This is a genomic window from Mesorhizobium sp. ES1-3 (assembly GCF_020164795.1).
Classification (GTDB): domain Bacteria; phylum Pseudomonadota; class Alphaproteobacteria; order Rhizobiales; family Rhizobiaceae; genus Mesorhizobium.
In genome coordinates, this window is sequence record NZ_JAIUGW010000013.1 from 151,379 (window position 1) to 169,025 (window position 17,647).

The following is a 17,647-nucleotide window of genomic DNA, read 5'->3' on the forward strand; positions in this document are numbered from 1 at the left end:
ATTGGTGCGGTCGAGACGGCTCGAACTGAAATTTAGATGTTTTAAATCAGATAGTTACCTGTCGTATTTCGAAATTTTGTAGTGCAATTAGTAGTGCATTTTGTCGAGGGTTCGGTGGATGTGAATACGCGCCACGACCCTTTTTCGAGGATCGCCGACCGAGAAACCCGGGATGCACGGATTTGGCGCCCTTCCTTCGGAGATTTGGTGGCCCGGAGGATGTCAGACGAATATCGATTTCATCGGCTTTTTCGTGGGCCTGAATCTTCAAAATTCCCGCATTGTTTCGTATCATCACAGGACGAATTGACGACTGGAGGAGATCGGGGAAACGCTATCGCCTGGTCGTGTCCCATCAAGTGGTGTAGCTGGCGGTTACGAAGCCGCTCGCGAGCGCGCCGTTAGTAGCGCTGTAGCGAGTGAGCGGGGTGTCGGTGGTCATCGGCGTTTTCCGGTAGGGTTTGGTTGTTGACGCCAACCCCATTTCGGAAGGACCACCGATGACCGACGACATGATGAACCTGCGCACGCTCGTGGAGAAGACCCCGGATGCCGATCTGCTGCGCGAGATGATCGGCTTTGCCGCCGAGCGGCTGATGGAAATGGAGGTGGGCGCGGCCACCGGCGCCGGCTATGGCGAGAAGAACCCGCTGCGGCTCGCCCAGCGCAACGGCTACCGCGACCGGGACTGGGAGACGCGGGCCGGCACGGTCGAGCTGCGCATCCCGAAGCTCACTGGCTTGTCGTCACTGATGGTTGCGAGTTTCAACTTGGCCATATCAACCTCCGTATGGTTCAAGCGCGAGGTCGCGGGTCACGAGAACGCGAACGGGAAGCCCGGGTCGGATCGTAAGCGTCGGCGCCACATCGAGTTGCCGCTGAACGACCCGTTGGCCTAGATGGCTGACGCTATCGGAGGCGCCGCTGCGCAGAGCACGCACGATATCGCTGTCTTGGTCGGACGAACCGGCCTGTGCGCCAACGCTCAGAACGGTCGACAACGCCGCGGCCTTGAACAACTCGCCCCAGTGATAGTCGACGCCGTCCTCAAGCCCAGCATACCCCTGCTCATCTGCGCCAGGCTGCCGCTCCAGAACGATGGAGCGTCCGTCGGGAAAGATCAGCCTGTTCCAGACGAGCAGCAAGCGACGCTGTCCCGAACGAATTCCGTTGTCGTATTGCCCAATAACACGAGTGCCTTGCGGGATGAGCAGCGAGCGGCCGGTGGGACTGTCATAGACATTCTCGGTTACCTGCGCGCTGATCTGGCCGGGCAAGTCCGACCGGATACCCGTGATGAGCGCGGCCGGGATCACGGCACCGGCTTGAAGCACATAAGGTGACGCCGGCGGTGTGACGTGATCTGACGCCACGGTCCGCCGGTCAGCGGCAGCGGACAGGAAGGCAAGCTGGCGATCCTGCGCATTTGGTTGACCGTTCTGACCGGCAAGGTTGATAACAGCAGGGGCGGACGCCTCCGCGGTCCTGGCATCTCCTTGCGCTGTCTGGAAAAAGATGCGTGAGGTTCGGGCCGCTTCCTCTTCGGCTCGCCGGCGTTGCTCGGCTTCGTCAATCGCGGCGCTGGCGGTCGCGAGAGGCACGACGGCCTGTCCCTTGTTTTGGGCATCGAGGATCGGCCTGCCGAGATCACCAGGCAACGGCGGCCCAAGGACCGGGCCGGCATAGTCGCGCGGCAGGCGCGCCAGTCCGTCAGCGGGCGGCCGATTGGAGGTCGGGTAGAGCTCTTGGCCCTGCTTGAATGTGTTGGCGTCCTGCAGGGCGTAGATCAGCGCGCCCCCGAGACCGAGCGAGGCGACGAAGCCGATGCCTGCGAGCATCTTGCGCGAAAGACGCGTCACGCGCGGCGGGTCGGCGCGAAGCCGCATGGGTTCGACGTCCATATGGTTCTCGTTCATGGCTGCAGTGCTCCCCTGTGCGTTGAGTTCGGCACCCTTGACGCGACGCTGTCGCTTGGCCTCCGCCACAACCCATCGGTTCTTCCACCATCGTTGCGGACGATCCTTACCGTCTGCTGCCGCTTGCCGGCGCCAAGACGCAGTTCGGCGGCCCCAAAAAGGCGGTCGACGATCAGGACGTTCTGATAGACGCGGCTGTTGGTGATTTCAGCCTCGCCTTCCGGACCGATGACGAAAATCGGCGGCATCTCGCCTTGCACAATGCCGCGCGGAAACTCGACGTATACCCGGCGGCCGTCGTCGTAGGCGCCGACCGGCTTCCAGGGTGGGCTGTCGCCGGTAAGGCCGTAGCGATAGTTGCGCGCGGTAACGTCCGGTATGACCGGTGTTGTGGCGACGGTCTGCAGGGGTCCCGCTTTCAGGGCCGGATAGGACCACGCAACGGCAGGCATGTAGGGCTTCACGCCTGCCCGTAGCTCAAGCATATAGCTGCGCCGGTCGGTGGCGATGATAAGGTTCGTGGTGATGTCCGCGCGGGAGGGTTTTACCAGGACGTGGATGCGCCGCGCGACGCCGGACCCGCTTTCCGTGTCGCCGATAATCCAGCGCGCGGTGTCACCGGCCGCGATCGGACCGTCTCCCGTCAGACTTTCGCCCGGCTCGAGCGCGATGTCCGTTATCTGGCCAGGCGCGGCGTAGACCTGATAGAGCGCTCCTTCGCTCCATGGGTAGATCTGGATGGCGTTGTAGTAGCCCTCGCGGCGCGGCTCCACGCGCGCTGCCGCGTTTGCGTTCTCGACGCGCGCGGCCGGTGTTTCGCCGATGGCGCCGCCCCGCGCGGGTGCCCAGCCTGGTGGCACGCGAAGAGGTTTCGGCCGTTCGTCTTTCGCGGCGGCCGGAGCCGGCGGCAAAGGGGGAACATAGGAATCGTAGCTGATCTTGGGCGGCTTCTTCGGCGCCATGGCGCAGTTCGCGAGGAGCGTGGTTCCCGAGACCAGCATGGCCGGTAGCAGCCATCTTGCGAGACTTGGGCCAGCGACAAGACGCAATCTCGGGCTCATTGGCTCATCTCCCGCGACCAGTTGATGGCGTTGACGTAAATGCCAAGGGGATTGGCGCGAAGCCGTTCGGCGTCGTTTGGCATCTGCGTCACGATCGTCAGGATCGCGGTCCAGCGCTCGGTGCCTGAGAGCTGGCCGTTTTCGTAGTGGTGCTCGATCCAGGCGACACGGAAGGAGTTTGGCGAGGCTCTGATGACCGAAGAGATCTCCACCGCGACCTGCTGCTTGCGGACCTTGGAGAAAGGATCGTCAGCGCGAGCATAGTCGTTGAGCGCCGCAGCACCCTGGTCGGTGGTCCATTCATAGGCGCGCAGCCAGTCCTGGCGCAGGATGATTGGGTCGGCTGGAACAGAGCGCACCTGCTCGATAAAGCGGGCGAGATGCCACGCGATCTGCGGATCGGTTGGCTTGTAGTCGGCGATCGCGGGCGCGGTCGCTTGAGCCTGGCCGAGCCTATCGACCTGCACGACCCAGGGCACCACGGTACCGCGGCCCAATTGCCAGACCAGTGAAGTGGCCAGCCCCGCCGACAGGATCAGCGACCCGAACGCCATGGCGCGCCAGTTTCGTGCCTGCACGCGGGCGGAGCCGATGCGCTCATCCCAGATCTGCTGCGCCTTTTGATAAGGGGTTTCCGGTCGAGGGGTCTTGCCGTAGTGGACGGCGGGGCGCCGAAAGATGTTCATGGGTCATTCGCCTTCAGAGAGAGAAATCGAGGCTCCGCCGCCGTGGCTGTCGCCGGCGCGCACCGCGTGTGCGGCGGTCTGGGCGCCGTGCGCGAGGCGCTGTGAGCGATGCATGCGCCTGGCCCATTCGGGCTGTTCTTGAGTGCCGGGCGGCTTGCCCGCGGCGGGCGGAGGAGCCGCGGCTGACACCGCGGCGCCTCCGATCGTTCCCATGGTCGAAGAGCCCCCGGTGATTTCAGCGGCTGAATTGGCGGCGGTTGCGAAGCTCGACTTGAGCGATTGACCGGTGTTGGCGGCAGCGCGCTTGAGTGGGGAGGCTGCCGCCGAGGCGCCTGCGCGCGCAATCCCGCCCAAGCCGGAGGCGATGCCTGCCGCGCCAGCTTGGCCAGCGGCGCCAAGCGTATAAGCGGCCGAACCGCCGCCAGCGAGTGCGGCCCCGCCACGCGCGGCTGACGCCGCTCCCGAGAATGCGGCTGTCCCGCCTCGCGCCGCCAGGCCGGCTGCGCCATAACCTGCAACCGCCAAGCCGCCCGCGGCAAGGCCAGTGCCGACGGCCGCACCGGCGCCAAGCTGCGGTCCACCCGCGACGAGGCCGTTGGCGATGCCGGGACCGAAGATGCCGAGGCCAAGCAGCGAGAGCGCCGCCAGCACGATCGCCATGGCCTGGTCGATGGTGGGGTTCTCGCCGCCGAAGCCTTGCGTGAATTCGCCGAAGAGCGTCGATCCGATGCCGATGACCACGGCAAGCACCAGAACCTTGATGCCGGACGAGATGACGTTGCCGAGCACGCGCTCGGCCATGAAGGCCGTCTTGCCGAAGAGGCCGAAAGGGATCAGCACGAAGCCGGCCAGCGTCGCCAGCTTGAACTCGATCAGGGTCACAAAGAGCTGCACCGCCAAGATGAAGAAGGCGAGCAGGACGAGCGCCCAGGCGAAGAGCAGGCAAGCGATCTGGATGAAGTTTTCAAAGAAGGAGATGTAGCCCATCAAGCCGGAGATCGCCTCAAGCAATGGTCGTCCCGCGTCGAGGCCGGTTTGCGCTACCTTGCCGGGGTGTAGCAGGTCCTGTGCCGAGAAACCGGTTCCACTCGCCTTGAGACCAAGACCGGAGAAACTCTCGAAGACGATTTGGGCCAGGCTGTTCCAGTTGGAGATCAGGTAGGCGAAGACGCCGACGAAGAGCGTCTTCTTGACGAGCCGCGCGAGGATGTCGTCATCGGCGCCCCAGCTCCAGAAAAGCGCGGCGAGCGTCACGTCGATGACGATCAACGTGGTGGCGACGAAGGCGACCTCGCCGCCGAGCAGGCCGAAGCCGCTGTCGATGTAGCGGGTGAAGGTGGCCAGGAAATGGTCGATGACGCCGGTATTGCCCATGTCTATCGGGCCTCGCGCAGGGCGGCATCAGGCGACTGCGAAACTGCCGGCTCGCTTATCGAACTCCGGGACGGCTTTTCGAGGCCGAGGAAGCGATGGCGCTGTTCGGCCCACAGCCGCGCACATCCCTCGTCACGCAGAGCAGCCGCGCCGAGGGCCCGGCAGCGGCGCAGGCGGTCACGAAGCGGATTCGGCGCCGAGGCCGCCGGTGTGTGCGGGCCCTCCCCTACCCGCTTGCCTTCCTTCCGGCTCATCTCGAGCGCGGTCGCCGCGACGGCGACCGCGACGAAGACGACGGCCACGAGGCGAGCGAGGGCTTTGCCGTCCATGGCCATGACCCTCAGCGGTTGAACATTTGAACGTCGCCGGCCTGATACCCGGAGCCAGGGGTCAGGAAGCGGCGGCGTTGCTCGCGGCCCTGGTCGACCGCGGCGGCACGTTCAGCTTCGGTCAGCGCCTGGGCGCGACCGTTGGCGGCTACCACGGCGGTCAGGTCCGCAAGCTGCTGGCCCTGAAGCGCAAGCAACTGATTGCCGGCTTGCGTTGCCTGCAGCGCACCGGTCGCCGATTGGCTGGCGCCGACCAACGCCGACATCTGCGCGCGACCGGTCTCGATATTTCCGACGACGCCCGCCTGGATGCGCATGGCGTCCTGGAGACCGCCTACCGTGTTTTGCCAGCGCGAACGCGCGTCCGTGACGAGCTGCTGGTCGGAAGCGGAGAGTGAGGCGCTGCCGTATTGCTGCTGAAAGGCCTTGTCGACCTGCTGGACGTCGAAGGCGATGTTCTGTGCCTCGCCGAGAAGCTGTTGCGTGCGCTGCACCGACTGTTGCAGTTGCTGGAGCGAGGACAAAGGCAGGCTCGCCAGGTTGCGCGCCTGGTTGATCAGCATCTGGGCCTGGTTCTGAAGCGAGGTGATCTGGTTCGTGATCTGCTGCAGCGAACGCGCGGCCGTCAGGACATTCTGGGAATAGTTCGACGGATCAAACACGATGAAGGCATGCGCTGGCGCAGTCATCATCGGCGAGATCGCGACCGGCGCGGCGAGCATCGCCGCGGCCAGCAGAAGGGCGCGCCGGCGGCTTTGACGAATAGTCATTGTTGGGGATCCTTTTCAGGTTCAGGGGCGGTGAGATCGGGAATGAGGTCGGCGGCCCAGCCGACATCGCGGGCACGCAGCCAAGCTGACAGGAAGTCGTCGCGGCCGTGCTCGGCGATGATGCTGCCGATCAGGGCCTGATCGCTCTTCGAGGACGCGGCGCAAAGTGCCAGCCCGACCTCGGACAGGCCGAGCTCGAAGAGACGGTTGCCGCGGCGCGACTGGCAGTAATAATCGCGCTTGGGTGTCGCTCGCGCCAGGATCTCGATCTGGCGGTCGTTCAGGCCGAAGCGGCGATAGATGGCGGTAATTTGCGGCTCAATCGCGCGTTCATTGGGCAACAGCAGCCTGGTCGGACAGCTTTCGATGATCGCCGGCGCGATGGCCGAATTGTCGATGTCGGAGAGTGACTGGGTGGCGAAGACGACGCTGGCATTCTTCTTGCGAAGCGTCTTCAGCCACTCGCGCAACTGCCCGGCGAACGCGTCATCGTCGAGGGCAAGCCAGCCTTCGTCGATGATGAGCAGTGTCGGACGACCGTCGAGCCGGTCGCCGATGCGATGAAACAGATAGGATAGGACGGCCGGCGCGGCCTGCGTGCCCACCAGACCCTCGATTTCGAACGCCTGCACGGATGCTTGGCCGAGGTGTTCGGCCTCTGCGTCGAGCAGCCGGCCGTGAGGGCCGCCAACACAGTAAGGACGAAGCGCCTGTTTCAGGTCATTGGCTTGCAAAAGCACGCTGAGCCCGGTGATGGTGCGCTCCTCGACCGGAGCCGAAGCCAGCGACGTCAGCGCCGCCCAGATATGCTCCTTTGCGTCCGGGGTGATCACGATGCCCTCGCGCGTCAGGATCGCGACGATCCAGTCAGCCGCCCAAGCGCGCTCGTACGTGTCATGAACGCGGGCGAGCGGCTGCAGCGAAACGGAGGCGTCCATGCCTTCGGTAAGATGACCGCCGAGATCGTGCCAGTCGCCGCCCATGGCTAGCGTCGCCGCCCGAATCGAGCCGCCGAAGTCGAAGGCGAAGATCTGAGCATTGCGGTAGCGGCAAAATTGCAGGGCCATCAGCGCCAGCAGAACCGACTTGCCAGCGCCGGTGGGGCCGACCACCAGCGTGTGGCCAACATCGCCGACGTGAAGGACCAACCGGAACGGGGTCGAGCCTTCGGTCTTGCCATAAAGCAAGGGAGGACTGACCAGATGCTCGTCCCGTTCCGGCCCCGCCCACACGGCAGAGAGGGGGACCATGTGGGCGAGATTGAGCGTTGAGATCGGCGGCTGGCGGACGTTGGCATAGGCGTGCCCTGGCAAGGAGCCGAGCCAGGCGTCGACGGCGTTGACGGTCTCGACAATCGCCGTGAAGTCGCGGCCCTGGATGACTTTCTCGACGAGCCGCAGTTTCTCGTCGGCCACGCGCGGGTCGGAATCCCATATGGCGACGGTCGCGGTGACATAGGCCATCCCCGCCATGTCGGCGCCGAGCTCCTGCAGCGCCGTATCGGCGTCGGCCGCCTTGTTGGCGGCGTCGGTGTCGAGCAGTGCTGATGCCTCGTTGGTCATCACCTCCTTCAGGATCGAGGCGATACTCTTGCGCTTGGCGAACCATTGCCGCCGTATCCTGGTCAACAGGCGGACAGCGTCGACCTTGTCGAGCAGGATCGCGCGGGTCGACCAGCGGTACGGGAAGCCCAACCTATTGAGGTCGTCAAGCAGGCCGGGTGTCGTGGCGGTCGGGAAGCCGACGATGGTGAGCACGCGAAGATGCTTGTCGCCAAGCCGCGGTTCGAGCCCGCCGGCGAGCGGCTCGTCGGCCAGCAGCGCATCGAGATAGATCGGGGTCTCGGGGACGCGCACCTGATGGCGTTTGGTGGAGACCGTCGTGTGCAGGTAGGTCAGCGTTTGGCCGTCATCGAGCCAGTGGCATTCGGGCATGAACCCGTCGAGCAGGGACAGCACGCGCTCTGTCCGGTCGACAAAGGCGCGCATGATCTCACCCGGGTCCGCGCCCGACTGGTCGCGGCCCTCATAAAGCCATCCCTCGGCGCGCGTGGCGTCTTCGGGCGGCGGCAGGAACAGGAATGTGAGAAAGTAGCTCGATACGAAATGAACTCCTTCCTCGTCGAAGTCGGCTTTGCGCTCGGCGTCGAGCAGGCCGGAGGCCGCATTGGGAAACTGGCTTTCGGGATAGGAAGCCGCTTCGTGCCGCTGTGCTTCAACGAAGATGCTCCAACCCGAGCCGAGGCGACGGAAGGCATTGTTGATGCGCGATGCCACCGCAACAAGTTCCGCCGCCACGGCGGAGTCGAGATCGGGCCCGCGAAACCTCGCGGTGCGCTGAAAGCTGCCGTCCTTGTTGAGCACGACGCCCGGCGCGACGAGAGCGACCCAAGGCAGATAGTCGGCAAGGCGGGCAGCGGTCCGGCGGTATTCGGCAAGGCTCATCATAACGACGCCCTCAAACCGACAGATACCCGGGCAGCCGCAGGTGCCGGCGTCCGACCTCGAAAAACAGCGGATCGCGCCTGGCAGCCCACACCGCCATGACATGTCCGATTGCCCAGATGAGAAGACCGACCAGCCAGAGCCGCAGCCCAAGACCGACAGCGCCAGCCAGCGTGCCATTCAGGATCGCGATTCCGCGCGGCGCGCCGCCAAGCAGGATCTGCTCGGTCAGGGCCCGATGGACGGGCACCGACCACCCCGGCACCGCGTCGAATTGTTCGAAAGCTGCCGTCATGAGATCAACGCTCCGCCGCCGAACGAGAAGAACGACAGGAAGAAACTCGACGCCGCGAAGGCGATCGAAAGGCCGAAAACGATCTGGATCAACCGCCTGAAACCGCCCGAACTGTCGCCGAAGGCCAGCGTCAGGCCGGTGACGATGATGATGATGACGGCGATGATCTTCGACACCGGTCCCTCGACCGACTGCAGGATTTTTTCGAGCGGCTGTTCCCACGGCATCGAGGAGCCCGAGGCATGGGCGTTCGACACGACCAGGAGATTGACGGCTAGGGCGACGGCTCCTGCGGCCATATTGCCGTGGCAGTGTGCAAGGAGGCGGATCATGAGGTTTCTCCTGGGTTAGTGGGCTTGGCTTCAGCAATGCGATAATCGCCGTCGGGGCCGAGACCCTCGATCCGAACGAGTTCGCTAAGCCGCCGCGCGGCGCCACGTCCGGACAGGACAGCCACAAGGCCGATCGTGTCGGCGATCAACGCACGCGGGACAGTGACGACGGCTTCCTGGATAAGCTGCTCAAGGCGGCGCAGAGCGCCAATACCGGACCCCGCATGAAGGGTGCCGATACCGCCGGGATGCCCTGTGCCCCATGCCTTCAAGAGGTCCAGGGCCTCGGCGCCGCGCACTTCGCCGATTGGGATGCGATCAGGCCGCAGGCGCAGCGAGGAACGAACCAGGTCGGAGAGCGTGGCGACGCCATCCTTGGTGCGCATTGCGACAAGGTTGGGCGCGGCGCATTGCAGTTCGCGGGTGTCCTCGATGATGACGACCCGATCCATCCCTTTCGCCACTTCGGCGAGCAGCGCGTTGGTGAGGGTCGTCTTGCCGGTCGATGTGCCACCGGCAACGAGGATGTTAGCGCGGCCAGCAACCGCGGCGCGCAACATCGCGGCCTGGCCAGAAGTCATGATGCCCGCCGCGACATAGTCATCGAGCGTGAACACGGCGACCGCAGGTTTGCGGATCGCGAAAGCCGGCGCGGCGACCACGGGCGGCAGCAGGCCTTCGAAACGCTCGCCGGTTTGCGGCAATTCGGCCGAGACGCGCGGGGAACGGGAATGGACCTCAGCGCCGACATGATGGGCGACCAGGCGCACAATCCGCTCGCCAGCGGTAGGCGCGAGCATTTCCCCCGTATCGGCCAAACCTTCCGAAAGCCGATCCACCCAGATCCGGCCATCCGGGTTCAGCATAACCTCAACGATCGCGGGATCGTCTAGGAACCGGGCGATGGCGGGTCCGAGCGCGGTCCGCAGCATACGCGAGCTGCGCGCGCGTCCCTCGGTATCGTTATGCGAGATAGCCATCCTGTCCCCGCTTGGGCCGGGAACACGTCGAACTGTCCCCGGGTCGGGGACGATCAAAGCCTTGGAGCAGTCCGATTCAACGCGTTTCAGCCGCCGTCGTAGCGTAGCGCGCAAATACCGGCGAACGGCGTCGCCGCAGGCCGTGGCGGTCTACGGCGACGCATTGCGCCATTCACCGCAAATGCGCGCAATATAAACTTCCGCAATACTATGTTCATGTTTATTGACACCCGACTCCCACCGGGTTTAAGAGAGAGCCATCGATCGCCTGGCCGTACAGCCGATCGTCCTTTTCACGGCGCGGAGGATAGCCATGAGGTCCGGTCCAGAGGGCGCGATTTCTCAACGCAACGCCGCCTTCCTCAGGCACGCCGAAACGATACTGACATCGTCGTCACCCGCCTCGACAAAGAGGGGTGGCACCCCGTGAGCATGCTGGACATCTGGCTGGGCATTCTGCAGGGGCTGGGTATCACCGCACAGGTCACAGCCTACGGCCTGGTCTTCGCGGTCCCCTTCGCGCTCGTTTTCGGCGTCGCGCAGTTTCTGACCACCGGTATAGCGCGCTTTCTGGTTACCGCCGTGATCGAATTCTGGCGCAGCTCCGCGGTCGTCGTCCTGCTTTTCGTCTTTTACTACGTGCTGCCGGTCGTGGGCGTCACTCTATCGGCGCTGACCGTCAGTGCATTGGTGCTCGGCCTCAATAGCGGCGGCTATGCCAGCCAGGCGGTGCGCGCCGGGCTCCAATCTCTTCCTGCCGGCCAGCGCGAGGCTGGCATGGCGCTCGGCCTCTCGCGCCCGGCGATCCTGCTTCTGATCGAGCTCCCCCAGGCGTTGGTCGCCATGAGTCCCACCTTCGTCAACAACCTTATTCAGCTCGTCAAGGCGACTTCCCTTGTCTCGTTGGTCACGTTGACGGACATGACGTTCCGCGCCAAGGAAATCTCGCAGACCGAATACGACCCGGTCGCGATCTATTCGGCGCTGCTGCTAGCCTTCTTCGTCGTCTGTTATCCGATCGCACTCGCCGGACGCTGGCTCGAGAAGCGGGTCAATCCCGAAAGAGGAACGCCTCGTGGGATTTAACCTCGATTTCGCACTCTCGACCATCCCGACCATAATCGGCGCGATAGGGAATACCCTGCTCGCCACGGTCTTGAGTTGCCTCGGTGCGTCGGCGCTTGGCTTCACTTTCGAAATGATCCGCCGCGGGGGCGGAGCGCCTGGCCTCGCCGTGCGCTTCCTGATCGACTTCATCCGCTCAACGCCGGTCCTGGCCTGGCTCTATTTCCTGTATTTCGTCATGCCCTTCTACGGGATCCGCCTTGGCGCCATGACGGTGGGCATACTGGGGCTGAGCCTGTACTACAGCGGTTATCTGGCGGAGGTGTTCAAGGCGGGCATCGACGCAATTCCAAGCGGCCAGCTGGAAGCAGCCAGAGCCTTGTCGCTCACCCGCCGCGACACGATCATTTTCATCATCGGACCGCAAATGCTGCGCAACATCGCCGCGCCGCTCGGCAACTACCTGGTTTCGATCCTCAAGGCGACGCCTTATCTCGCGATCCTGGCCGTGCCGGAAATGCTCGGGCGCGCCTTCGATATCGCTTCCGAGACCTATCGTTACGCGGAGCCGCTGACCGTCGCCGGCGTTCTGTTTCTCGCCCTGGCGCTGATCGTTTCTTATGGCGTGAAGTGCATCGAGCAGCGCCTGCTTGCAGCTGGACGTCGCTGATGCTCGCTCAAGCCCCAATCTCCACCGCTCAATCCTTCCCCCTTGTGCGTATCGACGGCCTCAACAAGTGGTTCGGTGCCCTGCAGGTTTTGAAAGACATCGATCTGACGGTACGAGCGGGCGCACGCGTCGTCGTTTGCGGACCGTCCGGGTCCGGCAAGTCGACATTGATCCGCTGCATCAACGGTCTCGAACCTTTCCAGAAGGGAACGATCCAGTTCGAAGCGATAACTCTGGGAAAAGATGCTCGCGATACCGCGCGGGCGCGCCGACAGACAGGTATGGTCTTCCAGAGCTTCAATCTCTTTCCGCACCTCACCGTGCTCGCCAACTGCACGCTGGCGCTGCGCCGGGTTCTCCTGAAACCGGCGCGCGAGGCCGAAGAGATCGCCATACAGCATTTGACGACGGTGCACATCCCCGAAAAGGCGCATGCCTACCCGGCCCAGCTCTCGGGCGGTCAACAACAGCGAGCGGCGATCGCGCGCGCTCTCTGCCTCAATCCCCGCATCATGCTGTTCGATGAACCCACCTCGGCGCTTGACCCGGAAATGATCAAGGAAGTCCTGGACGTGATCATCGCGTTGGCGGGAACCGGCGTGACCATGGTCTGCGTGACCCATGAAATGGGTTTTGCACGCGAAGTCGCGGACGAGATCGTTTTCATGGACGAAGGCCGCATTGTCGAGCATGCCTCTTCCAATGACTTTTTCTCTAGAGCCGCTCACCCACGCGCCCGGCTGTTCCTCGATACCATCCTGAGCCATTGAGGGCAGATGCCTGTGACCCGGCGTGCCGGCCAAGAGCTCGGACGGACGCCAACACGCGTCCGGCAGGTGCCGGACGCGCCAAGCAGGTTACCACTCCGGCGCGAACGCGTAGCCTGCGGAGCGGACGGTCCTGATCACATCGCTTCCCACGGATGCCCGAAGCCTTTTGCGCAGCCTTGCTATATGAACGTCGACGCCCCGCACATCAGTTGCGGCGGCATGTTCAGGCCATGCGGTCGCGACCAGTTCCTCGCGGCTGAAAACCTTGCCTGGTTTTGCCAAAAGGCTTCGCAAAAGCTTGAACTCGATCGGCGGCATGACAATCTCGTTTTGCTTGAAGAATGTCCGGTGGGTCTGTCGCTCGAGCCGAAAATCGCCATGCACCACATCTCCCGAGTCCGTTTCGCGCGATAGCTTCGCAAGACCCGCTTTGCCATGCAGCCAGGTCAGCAGCTGTTCGGGCGCAAACGGCCGCGAAAATATCTCGTCGACGCCAGCCTTGATCAGTTCGAGCTGCAGCTTGCCGGAACGGGGAGCGACGAGGGCTGCGATGGGGATGCCTCCCGTCGCTTCGCTCGATTTCAGCGACAGGCACTGTTTGGCGATTTTGCCGTCGCCGGGTTGACAGTCCAGGATAACGGCAAGCGGCGCCGCCGCCTTGATGACACGTGCGATTTCCTTGTCTGCCGTGATCAGTCGGGTTTCGAAGCCGGCAACCGAGAGGATGTGGCCGAAAACCAGGAAGAAATCCGGGTCCTTTGAGGAGATCAGGGCCAGTGGCTTCATGCGTCCATCAACCGAATCCGAGGCACCATGGGCGCAAACGGCCACTCTGTCTGATTTTTCGCCATTTTTTATGTAACATCAAATCGGTAGAAGCTGCCGAGTGCACACGAATTTACGCCAGAATGCGACAATTTTCGCCACTTTTCGATCTCTCGTCGCACACGGAGCGCACACGAATATATGGCCACCTACCCAAAGCTCTCGTCCGGTTCCTGGCGTGTCCAAGTTCGTCGCAAAGGTCACTACGTCAGTGAGACCACCTTCCTGCGCCGAGACGACGCGCGTCGCTGGGCGACCGAAACCGAGCGCTTAGTCGAACGCGGTGAGTCGCCGACCAAGTCCCGTATAGCGCGCCTTAAAACTTTCGGCGCCTCATCGACCTTCATATCGACGACATGAGCGATGTAGGCAAGTCCCCTCGCCGCTCCAAGGCCGCACCCCTCAATATGCTCCAATGACATCTGGGGAAGATCATCCGCCACGTTTTCGGGGCGCGTCCAGGCGGACGACAAGCATGACTTACAAGGTTGGAATTCTCGCCTTCGACTCGTTGGTCGGCGACCCGAGCAAGGAGCTCGGAGCTCAAATCATCGTACGCCTCCGGCGAGGGCCGCCTTGCGCGAACATGGGCCGGTAGCGAGGCTGCGCTCTTAAGGTCGTCCTTACGAGCGGAGTTCGCAGCACAGCCATGAGCCAGATGACGATATTGACCGGGCCCGAACGCCGTCGTCGTTGGAGTGAAGAGGATCAGTGCCGGATACTGGCCGCAGCATTCGCGCCGAGGGCCACAGTGGCGGCGGCGGCGCGTCAGTACGATGTCGCGACCAGCCTGATCTATAAGTGGCGCCGCACGTTAAGAGCCCGGGAAACGGGCTTTGCCGAAGTTGTCGTGGTTCGCGATGAGCCTGCCGCCGCTTCGGTGCCGGCGCCACCAGCCGTGATCGAGCTGGAGATCGCCGGCAAGGTGCGGCTGCGGATTCCGCTGACCACGCCGCCGACCCTTGCGGCGGCGATGGTGAAGGCGCTGGGCGTATCATGATCCCGGTTCCGAGCCAGGTGCGGATCTGGTTGGCGGTCGGCGGACCGATATGCGTCGTGGGATGCAAGGCCTCGCTCTGCAGGTCCAGGAGACGTTGGGCCGGGATCCGCATGCCGGCGATCTATATGTCTTCCCCGGCCGCAACGGCAATCTGATCAAGACTATCTGGCATGATGGGCTCAGCATGTCGCTGTATGCAAAACGGCTCGAGAAGGGCCGGTTTCTATGGCCGTCGCCGGCGGACGGCACGGTTTCCATATCACCGGCGCAGCTCGCCTACATGCTCGACGGGATCGATTGGCGCAACCCGCGCCACACGTTCCGCCCGCGGCGCGCGGGCTGAGTTTTTCTTTGATTTGCGCCATTTTCCGCGAGCCAGCGGACGCGTTTTATGATTCACTCCAGGGCATGGTTGCCACCGCCCAGGATGCTGTTCCGGACGATATCGGCGCGCTGAGAGCAGCGCTGAGCGCGGCGCTGGCCAGAGCCGAAGACGAGGCCGCGCGCGCTGCGCTGGTCGAGGCCGAACTGGCGGTCGCCAGGGCCAAGGCATCGGATGATGCGGCGCTGATCGCACATCAGGACCTGACGATCCGGGAGCTGCAGCGGGCGCTGCACGGTCAGAGTTCTGAAGGCTCAGCCCGCCTGCACGACCAGATGGAGCTCACCTTCGAGGAACTCGAGAGCACGGCGACGGAAGACGAGATCGCCGCCGCACAAGCCGCGGCCCGGACCACCGAGGTGGCGCCTTATGTGCGCAAGCGAGCGGCGCGCCAGCCATTTCCCGAGCATCTGCCACGCGAGCGCGTGGTCGAGCCGGCGCCGACCGCTTGCGACTGCTGCGGCGGTCACCGGCTGCGCAAGCTGGGTGAGGACATCACCGAGACGCTGGAGGTGGTGCCACGGCAATGGAAGGTGATCCAAGACGTGCGGGAGAAGTTCACCTGCCGCGACTGCGAGGCGATCAGCCAGGCTCCGGCGCCGTTGCACGCCACCCCACGCGGCTGGGCCGGTCCCGGCCTACTGGCGATGATCCTGTTCGAGAAGTTCGGCCAGCATCAGCCGCTCAACCGCCAGGCTGAACGCTATGCCCGCGAAGGCGTGCCGCTCAGCCTGTCGACGCTCGCCGACCAGGTCGGCGCCGGCGGCGCGGCGCTGATGCCGCTGTTCAAGCGGCTCGAAGCCCATGTGCTGGCCGCTTCACGTCTGCACGGCGACGACACGACGGTGCCAGTCCTGGCCAAGGGCAAGACCGATACCGGCCGATTATGGACCTATGTGCGCGATGACCGACCGTTCGGCGGCGCCGATCCGCCGGCGGCAGTGTTCTACAATTCCCGCGATCGCCGAGGGGAACATCCCGCGGCGCATCGCCGGCTGGAGCGGCATTCTGCAGGCCGATGCCTTTGGCGGTTATGTCGATCTCTATGCGTCGGGTCGTCAGCCGGCGCCTGTTCTGGAAGCCAGCTGCTGGGCCCACGGCCGGCCCAAAGTGTTCGAGCTGGCCGATATCGAAGCGGCGGCGCGCAAGAAGGCGCGCGGCGACAAGCCCAACCTGGTCCATCCGCGAGCGGTTGAAGCCGTGAAGCGCATCGATGCCTTATTCGATATCGAGCGCGCGATCAACGGCATGTCGCCAGGCCAACGCCACGCCGCGCGCCAGGTGCGGAGCCTGCCACTGATCACCGAGCTCAAGCGCTGGATGATCGAGACACGCGACAAGCTCCCCCGCGGACACGATCTGACCAAGGCCTTCAACTACATGCTGCGCCGCTGGTCATCCTTCACCCGGTTCCTGGACGATGGGCGGATTTGTCTGTCGAACAATGCAGCCGAGCGAGCCCTGCGCCGCATCGCTCTCGGCAGAAAGTCATGGCTGTTCTGCGGTTCCGATCGCGGCGGACAGCGCGCTGCCGTTCTCTACAGCCTGATCGTCAGCGCCAAGATGAATGATATCGACCCGCAGTCCTGGCTCGCCGACGTCCTCGCCCGACTGCCCGCCTATCCGGCCCATCGGATCGATGATTTGCTGCCATGGAATTGGAGATCCGCAAAACTGCGGACTCAACCAGCGGCGGCCTGATATGCAGCGCAATAAGGTGCTTCACGTTCACACCGTCGAACGTGTCGCCAGGGACCTCGGCGTCAGCGAAGAGCTCATCCAGGACCTGACGCTCGGTCTCGAGCCCGAGGACGGCGTCATCTGGGTCTACGGGCCAACGATGACGACGGGATCTTGGCCTTCACCGATGAAGGCATCGAGGAGGTCGAACTCCTCCTCGAAGAATATCATCGCGTCTCCCCATCGAAAGCTTGACCTCAGCACTGCGGTGTCATGGCCGCCGGATACGAACGCCTGCGGTCTTCACCGGATGAGTACAAATCATCGCGACCATTCCGTGTAAAACGCCGGTGCCAACTTGTTGACCGCGAAGCCTGGCGAGGGAAGGTCTGCGCTAGGCTAGGGCAGTTTGTGTTGAAGACTGGCTGTTTGGGTCCGGCTGATCGTCGCCCACGACGATTGTGTGCCAGTCCAACAATAAAGCCGTCTCGATTGTTCAGATCGAGACGGCCGGTGATTTATGGCAAAATTGGTTGCGGGGACAGGATTTGAACCTGTGACCTTCAGGTTATGAGCCTGACGAGCTACCGGGCTGCTCCACCCCGCGTCAACCGTTGGACGTAAGCCGAGGCCTACAGATAGTAAGGATGTCCACCAAATGAAAGGGCCGCTTAGAGCGGCCCGAGGTTTCCCGTTGGCGGGCCATGTGCAGAGAAGATTTCATCACATCGACCCAAAAATCGGCTTCGATTTTTGGAAAGTACGATGTGACACGTAAACGTGCGTTTAGCAGACCTGGCAGCGACCTACTCTCCCGCGTCTTGAGACGAAGTACCATCAGCGCTGGAGCGTTTCACGGCCGAGTTCGGAATGGGATCGGGTGCAGCCGCTCCGCCATGACCACCAGGTCGGCAAAACGCACGTTGTTCGAGAAGCTGTTTTCTGTGCCAAGGCGACGTTTGCAGTTTGCCTTCGGGCGAAGCCCGCAAGTGCGACTGCGCGTCGCCGGTTTACCGGCGCCCTCGCGGAGCATAGGCCCCGAAGGGGCCGCTCATGCGTGAGCGCTGG

At 63.7% G+C, this 17,647-nt stretch carries 17 protein-coding genes, 1 tRNA gene, 1 rRNA gene and 1 pseudogene; 7 read left to right on the top strand and 13 right to left on the bottom strand.

Translation table 11 applies throughout. The features are described from left to right. Positions 1-500: 500 nt before the first annotated feature. Positions 501-734, top strand: a pseudogene (locus LB536_RS19005) (transposase); the annotation flags it as partial. 45 nt (positions 735-779) lie between these two features. Here the strand turns inward: LB536_RS19005 and LB536_RS19010 are convergent. Genes LB536_RS19010 through trbB form a run of 10 tightly spaced genes read right to left on the bottom strand, consistent with a single transcriptional unit; the run spans position 780 to position 10,187 of the window. Then, on the bottom strand, positions 780-1,916 hold the full coding sequence (locus LB536_RS19010; protein WP_224595439.1) for a TrbI/VirB10 family protein: 1,137 nt from the start codon (positions 1,914-1,916) through the stop codon (positions 780-782). Then, complete coding sequence (trbG, locus tag LB536_RS19015; RefSeq protein ID WP_140758192.1) at positions 1,913-2,977, bottom strand: P-type conjugative transfer protein TrbG; 1,065 nt, start codon at positions 2,975-2,977, stop codon at positions 1,913-1,915. Before trbG ends, LB536_RS19010 begins: the two co-directional genes overlap by 4 nt. Beyond that, positions 2,974-3,663: a conjugal transfer protein TrbF gene (gene trbF / locus LB536_RS19020; RefSeq protein WP_140758191.1), complete on the bottom strand. Its 690-nt coding sequence runs from the start codon at positions 3,661-3,663 to the stop codon at positions 2,974-2,976. The genes trbG and trbF overlap by 4 nt, the downstream gene beginning before the upstream one ends. Positions 3,664-3,666: 3 nt before the next feature. Continuing rightward, positions 3,667-5,037, bottom strand: a complete 1,371-nt coding sequence (trbL, locus tag LB536_RS19025) for a P-type conjugative transfer protein TrbL (RefSeq protein ID WP_224595402.1) — start codon at positions 5,035-5,037, stop codon at positions 3,667-3,669. 2 nt (positions 5,038-5,039) lie between these two features. Further along, positions 5,040-5,366, bottom strand: coding sequence for a putative entry exclusion protein TrbK-alt (trbK-alt, locus tag LB536_RS19030; RefSeq protein WP_224595404.1), 327 nt, complete (start codon positions 5,364-5,366; stop codon positions 5,040-5,042). An 11-nt stretch (positions 5,367-5,377) separates the two neighbouring features. Next, positions 5,378-6,136, bottom strand: a complete 759-nt coding sequence (gene trbJ / locus LB536_RS19035; protein ID WP_224595406.1) for a P-type conjugative transfer protein TrbJ — start codon at positions 6,134-6,136, stop codon at positions 5,378-5,380. After that, a complete protein-coding gene (gene trbE, locus LB536_RS19040) occupies positions 6,133-8,583 on the bottom strand; it encodes a conjugal transfer protein TrbE (protein WP_224595408.1) in 2,451 nt (816 codons plus the stop codon). Before trbE ends, trbJ begins: the two co-directional genes overlap by 4 nt. Positions 8,584-8,593: 10 nt before the next feature. After that, complete coding sequence (locus LB536_RS19045) at positions 8,594-8,875, bottom strand: VirB3 family type IV secretion system protein (protein WP_224595410.1); 282 nt, start codon at positions 8,873-8,875, stop codon at positions 8,594-8,596. After that, positions 8,872-9,207 carry a TrbC/VirB2 family protein gene (locus LB536_RS19050; protein WP_140812360.1) on the bottom strand — a complete coding sequence of 112 codons (336 nt, stop codon included), beginning with the start codon at positions 9,205-9,207 and terminating at the stop codon, positions 8,872-8,874. The genes LB536_RS19045 and LB536_RS19050 overlap by 4 nt, the downstream gene beginning before the upstream one ends. Continuing rightward, positions 9,204-10,187, bottom strand: coding sequence for a P-type conjugative transfer ATPase TrbB (gene trbB / locus LB536_RS19055; RefSeq protein ID WP_140758305.1), 984 nt, complete (start codon positions 10,185-10,187; stop codon positions 9,204-9,206). Before trbB ends, LB536_RS19050 begins: the two co-directional genes overlap by 4 nt. Positions 10,188-10,613: 426 nt before the next feature. Between trbB and LB536_RS19060 the strand changes: the two genes are divergently transcribed. From LB536_RS19060 to LB536_RS19070, 3 genes are read left to right on the top strand one after another with little or no spacing between them, the layout of a single operon-like run. Further along, positions 10,614-11,273: an amino acid ABC transporter permease gene (locus LB536_RS19060; protein WP_224595412.1), complete on the top strand. Its 660-nt coding sequence runs from the start codon at positions 10,614-10,616 to the stop codon at positions 11,271-11,273. Continuing rightward, positions 11,263-11,922 (top strand): amino acid ABC transporter permease, encoded by a 660-nt coding sequence (locus LB536_RS19065; RefSeq protein ID WP_140758185.1) that lies wholly within the window; start codon positions 11,263-11,265, stop codon positions 11,920-11,922. Before LB536_RS19060 ends, LB536_RS19065 begins: the two co-directional genes overlap by 11 nt. Next, complete coding sequence (locus LB536_RS19070; protein WP_140812428.1) at positions 11,922-12,692, top strand: amino acid ABC transporter ATP-binding protein; 771 nt, start codon at positions 11,922-11,924, stop codon at positions 12,690-12,692. Before LB536_RS19065 ends, LB536_RS19070 begins: the two co-directional genes overlap by 1 nt. Positions 12,693-12,779: 87 nt before the next feature. On the opposite strand, the gene LB536_RS19075 is transcribed toward LB536_RS19070, so the two are convergent. Then, positions 12,780-13,478: a winged helix-turn-helix transcriptional regulator gene (locus tag LB536_RS19075; RefSeq protein WP_140812358.1), complete on the bottom strand. Its 699-nt coding sequence runs from the start codon at positions 13,476-13,478 to the stop codon at positions 12,780-12,782. Positions 13,479-14,166: 688 nt separating this feature from the next. Here LB536_RS19075 and tnpA point away from each other — a divergent pair. The 3 genes from tnpA to tnpC all read left to right on the top strand — a co-directional run bounded on the left by tnpA (position 14,167) and on the right by tnpC (position 16,600). Continuing rightward, entirely contained in the window at positions 14,167-14,517 is a 351-nt protein-coding gene (gene tnpA / locus LB536_RS19080) for an IS66-like element accessory protein TnpA (RefSeq protein WP_224595414.1), read from the top strand. Between the two features lie 49 nt (positions 14,518-14,566). Continuing rightward, positions 14,567-14,860 (top strand): IS66 family insertion sequence element accessory protein TnpB, encoded by a 294-nt coding sequence (gene tnpB, locus LB536_RS19085; RefSeq protein WP_224595416.1) that lies wholly within the window; start codon positions 14,567-14,569, stop codon positions 14,858-14,860. 65 nt (positions 14,861-14,925) lie between these two features. Next, a protein-coding gene (tnpC, locus tag LB536_RS19090) for an IS66 family transposase (RefSeq protein ID WP_224595420.1) occupies positions 14,926-16,600 on the top strand; the annotation gives its coding sequence in 2 pieces (ribosomal slippage) (positions 14,926-15,890 and positions 15,889-16,600; 1,677 coding nt in all). A gap of 509 nt (positions 16,601-17,109) precedes the next feature. On the opposite strand, the gene LB536_RS19095 is transcribed toward tnpC, so the two are convergent. Both LB536_RS19095 and rrf read right to left on the bottom strand, forming a co-directional pair. Then, positions 17,110-17,186: transfer RNA gene (locus LB536_RS19095), tRNA-Met, on the bottom strand. Positions 17,187-17,372: 186 nt separating this feature from the next. After that, a 5S ribosomal RNA gene (gene rrf, locus LB536_RS19100) occupies positions 17,373-17,487 on the bottom strand. Positions 17,488-17,647: the final 160 nt, after the last annotated feature.

Coding starts and splice junctions, on each gene's coding strand:
- LB536_RS19010 (WP_224595439.1), bottom strand. CDS start 1,916: ATGAACGAGAACCATATGGACGTCGAACCCATGCGGCTTCGCGCCGAC.
- trbG (WP_140758192.1), bottom strand. CDS start 2,977: ATGAGCCCGAGATTGCGTCTTGTCGCTGGCCCAAGTCTCGCAAGATGG.
- trbF (WP_140758191.1), bottom strand. CDS start 3,663: ATGAACATCTTTCGGCGCCCCGCCGTCCACTACGGCAAGACCCCTCGA.
- trbL (WP_224595402.1), bottom strand. CDS start 5,037: ATGGGCAATACCGGCGTCATCGACCATTTCCTGGCCACCTTCACCCGC.
- trbK-alt (WP_224595404.1), bottom strand. CDS start 5,366: ATGGACGGCAAAGCCCTCGCTCGCCTCGTGGCCGTCGTCTTCGTCGCG.
- trbJ (WP_224595406.1), bottom strand. CDS start 6,136: ATGACTATTCGTCAAAGCCGCCGGCGCGCCCTTCTGCTGGCCGCGGCG.
- trbE (WP_224595408.1), bottom strand. CDS start 8,583: ATGATGAGCCTTGCCGAATACCGCCGGACCGCTGCCCGCCTTGCCGAC.
- LB536_RS19045 (WP_224595410.1), bottom strand. CDS start 8,875: ATGACGGCAGCTTTCGAACAATTCGACGCGGTGCCGGGGTGGTCGGTG.
- LB536_RS19050 (WP_140812360.1), bottom strand. CDS start 9,207: ATGATCCGCCTCCTTGCACACTGCCACGGCAATATGGCCGCAGGAGCC.
- trbB (WP_140758305.1), bottom strand. CDS start 10,187: ATGGCTATCTCGCATAACGATACCGAGGGACGCGCGCGCAGCTCGCGT.
- LB536_RS19070 (WP_140812428.1), top strand. CDS start 11,922: ATGCTCGCTCAAGCCCCAATCTCCACCGCTCAATCCTTCCCCCTTGTG.
- LB536_RS19075 (WP_140812358.1), bottom strand. CDS start 13,478: ATGAAGCCACTGGCCCTGATCTCCTCAAAGGACCCGGATTTCTTCCTG.
- tnpA (WP_224595414.1), top strand. CDS start 14,167: ATGAGCCAGATGACGATATTGACCGGGCCCGAACGCCGTCGTCGTTGG.
- tnpB (WP_224595416.1), top strand. CDS start 14,567: ATGCGTCGTGGGATGCAAGGCCTCGCTCTGCAGGTCCAGGAGACGTTG.